The sequence below is a fragment of the Cereibacter sediminicola genome (assembly GCF_007668225.1).
Taxonomy (GTDB): Bacteria; Pseudomonadota; Alphaproteobacteria; order Rhodobacterales; family Rhodobacteraceae; genus Cereibacter_A; species Cereibacter_A azotoformans.
Map to the genome: position 1 here is coordinate 1 of NZ_VDEK01000064.1, position 7,818 is coordinate 7,818.

The window sequence follows — 7,818 nt, forward strand, 5'->3', positions numbered from 1 at the left end:
AGTTCATCCTGGCCGTCCCCGCCCGCCGCTATGGCGAGCTGGTCGAGACCTTCCGTGACCTCGTCTTCGACGAGGCGGGCCTCGCCGAGGCCGCCTTCGCCGGCCACCGGCTGATCGTGGCGCACGATCCGCTCCGCGCGGCCGAGCAGTCCGAGAAACGCCGCGCCCGCATCTCCGAACTGGAAACCCTGGCCGAGCGCATGGTCGGCAAGCTCGACGCCCAGGACGCGGGGGCGACAGAACGAGGCCGCCGGGCCTCCGACCGCGGCGCCTACAGCCGCTTCACCCGTGCCGTGGCCGAGGCGGAACTGTCTCGCTTCCTCCAGGCCGACTTCACCGCCGACCGCTTCAGTTGGTCGTTGAATGAGGCCGCCATTGCGGAAGCCGAACTCTTCGACGGCAAGCTCGCGCTGCCCACGAATGCGCCCGACCTGACGCGGGCCGAGGCTGTCGCGCGCTACAAGGCGCTGGCCGACATCGAGCGCGGCTTCCGGGTGCTGAAGTCCGACATCGAAATCGCCCCGGTCCACCACCGCCTGCCCGACCGCATCCGGGCCCACGCGCTGATCTGCTTCCTGGCGCTCGCGCTCTATCGCGTCATGCGCATGCGGCTGAAGGCGAAAGGCCACACAGCCAGCCCCCGCACCGCGCTCGATCTCCTCGCCCGCATCCAGAAACACACCGCCCATGCCGGCAAGCGCAGCTTCCACGGCCTGAGCAAAACCACCCCGGAGCAACTCGACCTCTTTGACGCCCTGAGCCTGCCAAAACCGGCCTGACACCGCCCGTGTTGTCACATTTTCGGCCTCTCGGCCTGAACGATATCAATTGCTTAGAGGTTTTGCTGATGAACTTGGGGGTTATGCCCAAGTGTCCGGTCGAAACGGGGGCCAGTTCACTCCGCCTGAACGATATCAATTGCTTAGAGGTTTTGCTGATGAACTTGGGTGGTCTTCACCAGCCGCAAGTACACGGCCCTCGTGCGCAGCTACGGCCTGAAGCAGGAGTTCATCACCCCTCACTGCCCCCAGCAAAATGGGATGGTCGAACGCGTGATCCGGACGCTGAAGGAGCAGTGCGTCCACCGCCGGCGCTTCGACAGCCTGCAGCATGCGGCCCGCGCCATCGGCGACTGGATCGCCTTCTACAACACACGGCGCCCGCATCAGGCGCTGGACATGAGAACTCCCGCCGAGGCATTCGCCTTAGCGGCTTAACCTGTGCAGATTCCGCTGGGTCGATACACTGGTGCCTACCGTCTCCCGGACTTCACTATCGAGCACGATCAGGACACTTGGTACTGGGAGCATTGCGGCATGATGGATAAGGCCGACTATGTCAAACGGTGGGGCGAGAAATTAAGCTGGTACGCAGAACAGGGTATCAGCGTTTGGAGCAAGAGCAATCCATCCGGCCGGCTCATCGTGACTGAAGAGACCAAGGATTCTGGCTTTGATAGCAAGACAATCCATAATCTTGCCGAGCACCTCTTCGGTATGTGATGGCGCCGTAATTTTTGGGTGCTGAACCCTTTTGCAATGTCGAGTATCCCAATCTCTGCGCCTATGAGATGGCTCCCGGACCCAAGGTTAGGTCCGCTTCCTGCTGCACTGGTGCAGGCACCAGTGCCATGATGGGCCTTGCCTTTGGGTAGGTGAACCCAAACGATCCCGGGAGTTCAGATGCTTCAAGCTGCATCGACAGCTCGCGCAAAGTCGCTGCATGTTCTACGGATAGTTCGGTTGGTGCCGCTTCCAGGGCGGTGCAGTGATTGAGCAAAGTCAACAGTTCACCATCCCTAAGTATGTTGGACTGCCCATGCCGCAGTCCGATGACGATGCGATGTACGGTCGTCTTCGTTCCCGTCAGTTCGTCCTCCACCCGTGCCAGCAGGATTGGGCTTTCGAGATCTTTGAGGTACGCGGCAAAGATCGGCTGGTTGACTGCATGCTCCAGAAGCTTGTCGACAAGGGAATGCCCGATCCCCATCATTCGGTTCATCTGTTCCTGTGGCGCGAGTTCGCGGTCGAACGTCAGGCCATCGTATCGGGATTTCAGATCCAGATCGTTGCGCCAGATCTCGGGCGTCGCGATCGAGAGACCCGCCTCAGAGGTCGTGACCCTGCGCCCGTGTGTCTTGGCGGCGTTCCGGAAGAACGGCTCGAGTTCCGGTAAGTCAAGTTGGGGAATTTCCTTGGCCATGCTCGCGGAATCGAATTTCGATGCAGAGCCGAAAATGCTTCGGGCCGTCGCGAGCGCATTGTCGCCGCCAAAGCGATTGCTGTTGGCTGTCCACCAGCTTCTCAGGGTTTCCCGGCCTTGTTTCGAATAACCCTCGGAATAAAGCTCGTCGAAAACCGAGGATCCAGCCATGCCGATCACGAGCTGGGCAATGTCCTCGGCTTCCTCCATCGAGGCGCTAAGCGTGGCCTGGATCCGCGCGAGTTTTTCTTCGAGAAGAGACCAGATACGCGCCTCGACGGTTTCGGGGTTTCGCAGCAGGTAGACAGATACGGCACGTTTCTGCCCATAGCGGTTGAGGCGACCGACCCTCTGGTGCAACCGCATCGGGTTCCAAGGAAGATCGACATGCACCAGCGTGGCGCAGCGGTGCTGAAGGTCGATACCCTCGCCGCCAGCCTCAGTCGAGATCAGGAAGCGAGTGCGTCCGGCATTGAAATCTTCGGCCGCCGTGTCGCGAGCAAGGTTGCGCGTCTGGGCGATACCGCTGGCATCGGGGAGCGTGAGGCGTTCGTCACCATTGATAAAACCGGTGGTCCCTTCGCCGAAACGTGCTTCCAGCGCGTTCAAGACTAGGGCCTGGGTGGCCTTGTATTCGGTGAAGAGCAAGACGGGCTCCCCGGCGGGGAGCTCGGTCACGATCAAGTCGATCAGTCTCTGGATCTTCGTCTCTTGGGTGATTTCGTCGGCGCGAGCGAGGATCTCGTCGAGGCGGGCAATCTCGTCGCTCATGAGCGTCGGGGAAGTTTCGCCCACGGAGGTTTCCTCGCGCTGGGATCGTTCGTCGTCATCTTCATCCTCTGGCGGCTCGACGATCTGGCCGGCACCGCTTCGACCTTGCGCAATTGTCGTCGCCAGCATGCTTCGGCGCTTCGACAGGGCGCTGCGGATCGCCGCAACGGAACTGGCGGCAAGCTTCTGTAGCGCGATAAGCAGGAGCATGCGCGAGGTGCGCTCACGGCCGGCAAGGTCGCTCGCATAGGCCCGACCGTCGAGGATGAACTCGCTCATGACGTTGTAGAAATCTGCCTCCGCCGCAGTATAGCCGTAGTCGACGGTCTGGGTCATCACCGGCTTGAACAGCGGCTTGCCTTCGAGGTCGGTCACCGCAGCCTTGTTGTTGCGGATCATCGCTTCGGGCAGGTGCGCAAGCTGTTCCTCGATGTCGCGCTGGGGGTCGAAAAGATCAGGCCGCAAGAGGTTCATCAGGGCTAGGAAACCGAAGTCTTTGCCCCGGTGCGGCGTCCCGGTGAACAGCACCAGCGACCCGATCTTGCCTGCGGCCTCCATGTCCTTCAGCAAGTTGTAGGTTAGGGTTGCGCTGCGTTCGACCGCCTGAAAGTGGTGCGCTTCGTCTACCAGAACCAGATCCCACGGCTCGGCCATCAACAGACGCTCACGCGCCTTGTCCATGCGGAGCGTATGGAACGAGGCGACCACTTTGTCGGCCGTCTCCCAGTAACTGACCCTATCGCGATCAAGGTCAGCAGAATAGAGGTTGAGACGGATGTCGAACATCGTCTTCATCCGGTCTCGCCATTGCGGGGCAAGACGGGCCGGGGTCAGGACGAGGACGCGCTTCACACGGTCCGAGGAGAGCAGCGGATCGAGGATCAGGCCCGCTTCGATGGTCTTCCCAAGGCCCACGTCATCGGCGACCAACCAGCGGGCTGGCCAGTTGCGCGTCACCTGGCGGCAGACCCAGAGCTGATGGGGCAGAAGCTTAACCCGGGTGCGCGTAAAGACGCCCCATTGGTCGTTGATCGACCGGATCAGGAGCGCCTGCGCCTTTGCCAACGTGGCTGTCGGGTCGTCTGTAGTGAGGTCGGTAAGCCGATCCTCCAGCGACACGATGCGCATCAACTGGGCTGTCTCCACCCTGTGGATGTCCGTGCCGAACTGGACGAGGCTGAAGACCCCCTGATCGACCACGATACGGCCTTCACCATGATCAGGATGCCGAACAGATTGCTCAGGGGCGAAGGTCGTCATTTAATGGGGTCCTTTTCTTCGTCGTCTGATTGCGGCCCAGTCGAGGGTCCTGGCCTGAAGATGTCGGCCTGCGCGCCCTCATGCTTCTGGGTCATCAAGAGCTGGATGGGAAGGTCAAGGGCGCCACCGAAAGACGCGCGGTCCCTGAGACCTGCCTCGAACTCCGGGTAGATTTCACGTGAGGCATCCATTCCGCTTGAGCCAAGGAGATGTCTCCAACCTATCCGATCCGCAAAACGCCTCATGGCCTCGGAGTTCGCCCAGCCGTAACCGTGCATGTAGCCGCCGAGATCGCCCCAGATACCGGCCCGCACACCCTCACGGATCATCCAGTTCGCGCCGGTTCCCAGCGCGCGGATTAGTGAAGCCCCCTCGGTACCGCGCCGCTGATGCGATGGCGAGGCACTCGGCCACCAATGATCGACGAGGCTGATCACTCCGTCGCGTTGAACGAACCTTGGCAGGTTCTGATAAACGTCGACGTAATCTGGAAGCCAGCGCGCGACGACGTATAGCTCTCCCAGCGCACGGCGCCAGCGGCGATAGTCCTCGGCCTTGCCGTCTATGCTCGCAAGCTCGTCCAGCCGATCCGTCCACGGCTTGTAGCTGTGGACCCGCGAGATGCGCGCCATCTCTCCCCACCAGCCGGCGCCCCGCGCGTTGTTGATGAAGTTGCGGCTGGCGGTCGCGTTGCCCCATTCTATGCTCCGGAAGACGCCTTGGGCGAAGAATGTGAACCAGCCTTCAGGATCATCGTCGAAGTGCTTGTCGCGGAGCCGTTCCGGCTTGGAGTTTGCAGGGTAGGTCTCCAAGCTGTAGTTGCTGCAAAGCTCCTGGGAATGTCGCGTCCACCAAGCATGAAGACGCTCGAGCACGAGTGCTGGATCCGGCTGATCCTCAGGCTGGCCAGTCCCGTAGTATAGCTGTTCAGGGGCAGAGTAATGGGTCCCATCGAGGCGTTCCTCGTGTTCGCCGGCGTAGAGATGTGGAAGAATGTGCCGCAGAAGATCGTTGCGGTTAAATCCCTGTGCGAAGTCACTATCGCAAAAGGCTTCGAAATCATGGGGGAGCCAACTGCACCGGCGGACGCCCAACTCCTCGGCCAGCTTAAGGCCTCTATCGCCGCGCATCATGTAAGTCACGACCGCGCGCTTCGCTTCGATCGTTTTGCATTCGCGGGCGAATTGGGCGAGCCTCGCCGGTGCAAGAAGGCTGCCGAGATGACCGCTGCCGCGCGCGAGTTCGTAAAGGCCGATCGCGTCGCCGGTGTAGTCCCCGGACAGGACGTATTCCGATGGAACGAACTCGGAAATCAACTGCTCGTCCGGACCTGCCCGGTCATTGCCATGCGGCATGAATGCTGCCGGCCCCCATTTGCCATCCGCCATGCGGAATGTCGCATCGCGCAAATGGAGCAAGGCCTGGTCTCTCTCGCCCTGCTCCATGCGCGCGGATGACAGGATACTGCCAAGCCAGGTCGCCAGATCGGGGTCGATCCGGCGGGACTCTCGTAGGACCTCCGCCAGAAGGCCACCACCGTGCAGCGGACTCGGTACCCGGAGGCCGATCTGTTCGAGCGTGCGGGCTCCCTTGCTCGACACGCTGCGCGACAGCAATCGATGGGCTGCCGGATGGCCTGCAAGCCGCTCCGCGGCATCAGGCAAGTCCATGACGCCGGCCACTTGCCAGAGGACTTCCGTGGCTTGCAACAGGGGCTCAAAGGGGGCGGTGAGACCTGTCGGGAAGACGGGCGCATCGCAGACTAGGCTCGCCCAGCCTAGCCGGGCGGCGTCGGGGGCCAGATTGGTGATGTCACGCGGTCGGGTGTCGTCCACGTGGAGCGACCCCAGCAGGTCGTGACGCAGATCCGGTGTAAAGCTGTCAGCGAGGGCGGTCCAGAACAGGCTTCTTCCTGCGTTCGGGTCCGGGTTGGATAGTCCTGCCTTGAGGGCAAACGCAGGCCAATGGCTTTCAAGCAGTGTTGCCAAGGCCTTGAGCCTGCGCGCGAGGCTGGTGCCGTGCTTACGGAAGAGGGCCTTGCGTTCGTCCAACGTGCCCCGCAGGTGCCCCCGGCCCGGGTTAACTGCAAAGCTGCGGCTGTTCATTAGCCAGCGCGGGCGCGCGTCGACATCCAGCGGTGCTAGCAACCACAGGCCGGGTGTTCCATTGGCGGGGGGGATCGGCCCGTTGGGACCGAGAGGCAGGAACAGCGTGGTATCGTCGTCTAGGTCCAAGACAAGCGCCTTGCCGGCTTCGGTTCCGGTCAAGGTCAGAATGCGGACGTTCTCGGCTCCCGTGTCTTCGAAGGAAGCGCCGAAGGTCTCGACGAGAGCCTCCTTGCGGATATCGACCTGCCGGATGCCGCGCGCCATGGCGGGCAACCAGCGCGCCGACCGGCGGAAGGCGTCCCAAGCCGTGTCGTAGTCCTGTCCCGCGTTTTGATCGAATTCGATGATCGTGGCGGGGCGGCCTTGCCTTGTCGCATCAAATGAACGCTCCTTTCCTTGATCCCAAGGATCGGGTAGCAGCCCACCGCGAACGTGGCAGGCGACGTGTCGGCTGGCAATGCGGACCTGATCGGCCAGCAGATGTACTGCCTTGAAGCCGAGGCCGAACTTCCCGGTCACGGCCTCCGCGCGATCCTTGTCACTGAGGTTGAGCAGGAGCATGTGGTACAGGTCGCGGTGCCATCCCATGCGTTCGCCGTGACTGCCTGCACCGACAACGTTGATGAGCCTTCCCCAGTGAGTCATGGTTGTGGTTCCGCGATCTCGTGACAGCTCGAACTGTCCGGGAGCATCGCTCCAGGCTGGATCTTGCTGCCAGGCGTCGTCCGCGTTCTGGAAAAGCTCGAAAAAGATTCGTGCCGGGGCGTATCCGTCCTCTGTAATCCGCGCCCGCACGCGTTCCAGCAATTCCAAGTGACCCTCGGGTTGATCGACTTTCGTCCAGAGCCGGTCCTTGAGCTCCTGGCGGATGGCATCGACACCGTCTCCAGCGCCGCGCACGGCATCCTCGTAGTCCTTGCGCGCGCGTTCCAGAGTGCCGCCTGGCCTCGGCTTCATCTCGCCAAGGATCTTCGGCATCTGGTCACGGATTTCGGCCCTGACCGCACTCGCGACATGTTCGGCAAACCGCGCACGACCTGCAAGCAGCGCGTCCAGAGCTGAGCGTGCTTCGGGTTGATCCTTTACACTGCCGACATATTCTTCGGCGAGGGTTCGACAGAATTCAGTGACATGTCGGTCCGTCAGCCGCACATCGCCCGGCAACACGACGTCGAGAGCGCGTCGCCTTGTCAGGTTATGCAGGTCCTTGGTTTGCTCGTTTTTCCAGTTCTGGCGGATTGTTCCGACGATCTCTAACGGCTGCGCGTCCCCGAGCGGGAGCATCACGGGTGTTCCCGCGATGCTGATGAACTCGTCCTCACCTTGCAGATCGCGTCGCGGACGGAACTGGATTCGCATTCGGGCGGATCGGGCCATGAGGCTCTGGTCGCTGCCTTTTCGATACGCCGTGTCTACCTGGTTTGTGTTTCGGCGTGCAATTTTGACCCCCCAGGCGGGGTGATCGGCGTCCAATTTT

At 61.9% G+C, this 7,818-nt stretch carries 5 protein-coding genes; 3 read left to right on the forward strand and 2 right to left on the reverse strand.

What is annotated here, in order from left to right; translation table 11 throughout:
* From FG154_RS19790 to FG154_RS19800, 3 genes are all read left to right on the forward strand, one after another.
* On the forward strand, positions 1–779 hold a 779-nt coding region (locus FG154_RS19790; RefSeq protein WP_145111708.1), incomplete at its 5' end, for an IS1634 family transposase.
* Positions 780–947: 168 nt separating this feature from the next.
* The gene (locus FG154_RS19795; RefSeq protein ID WP_222120584.1) at positions 948–1,217 is read left to right on the forward strand and encodes an integrase core domain-containing protein; all 270 of its coding nucleotides are present in this window, start codon (positions 948–950) and stop codon (positions 1,215–1,217) included.
* Between the two features lie 3 nt (positions 1,218–1,220).
* Positions 1,221–1,502 (forward strand): hypothetical protein, encoded by a 282-nt coding sequence (locus tag FG154_RS19800; RefSeq protein WP_145111710.1) that lies wholly within the window; start codon positions 1,221–1,223, stop codon positions 1,500–1,502.
* A 61-nt stretch (positions 1,503–1,563) separates the two neighbouring features.
* On the opposite strand, the gene FG154_RS19805 is transcribed toward FG154_RS19800, so the two are convergent.
* Positions 1,564–4,233, reverse strand: coding sequence for a DEAD/DEAH box helicase (locus tag FG154_RS19805; protein WP_145111713.1), 2,670 nt, complete (start codon positions 4,231–4,233; stop codon positions 1,564–1,566).
* Positions 4,230–7,700 (reverse strand): hypothetical protein, encoded by a 3,471-nt coding sequence (locus FG154_RS21150; protein WP_222120585.1) that lies wholly within the window; start codon positions 7,698–7,700, stop codon positions 4,230–4,232. Before FG154_RS21150 ends, FG154_RS19805 begins: the two co-directional genes overlap by 4 nt.
* Positions 7,701–7,818: the final 118 nt, after the last annotated feature.

Bases quoted from the DNA above. Each gene is read 5' to 3' on its own strand.
- FG154_RS19805 (WP_145111713.1), bottom strand. From the start codon at position 4,233: ATGACGACCTTCGCCCCTGAGCAATCTGTTCGGCATCCTGATCATGGT.
- FG154_RS21150 (WP_222120585.1), bottom strand. From the start codon at position 7,700: ATGCGAATCCAGTTCCGTCCGCGACGCGATCTGCAAGGTGAGGACGAG.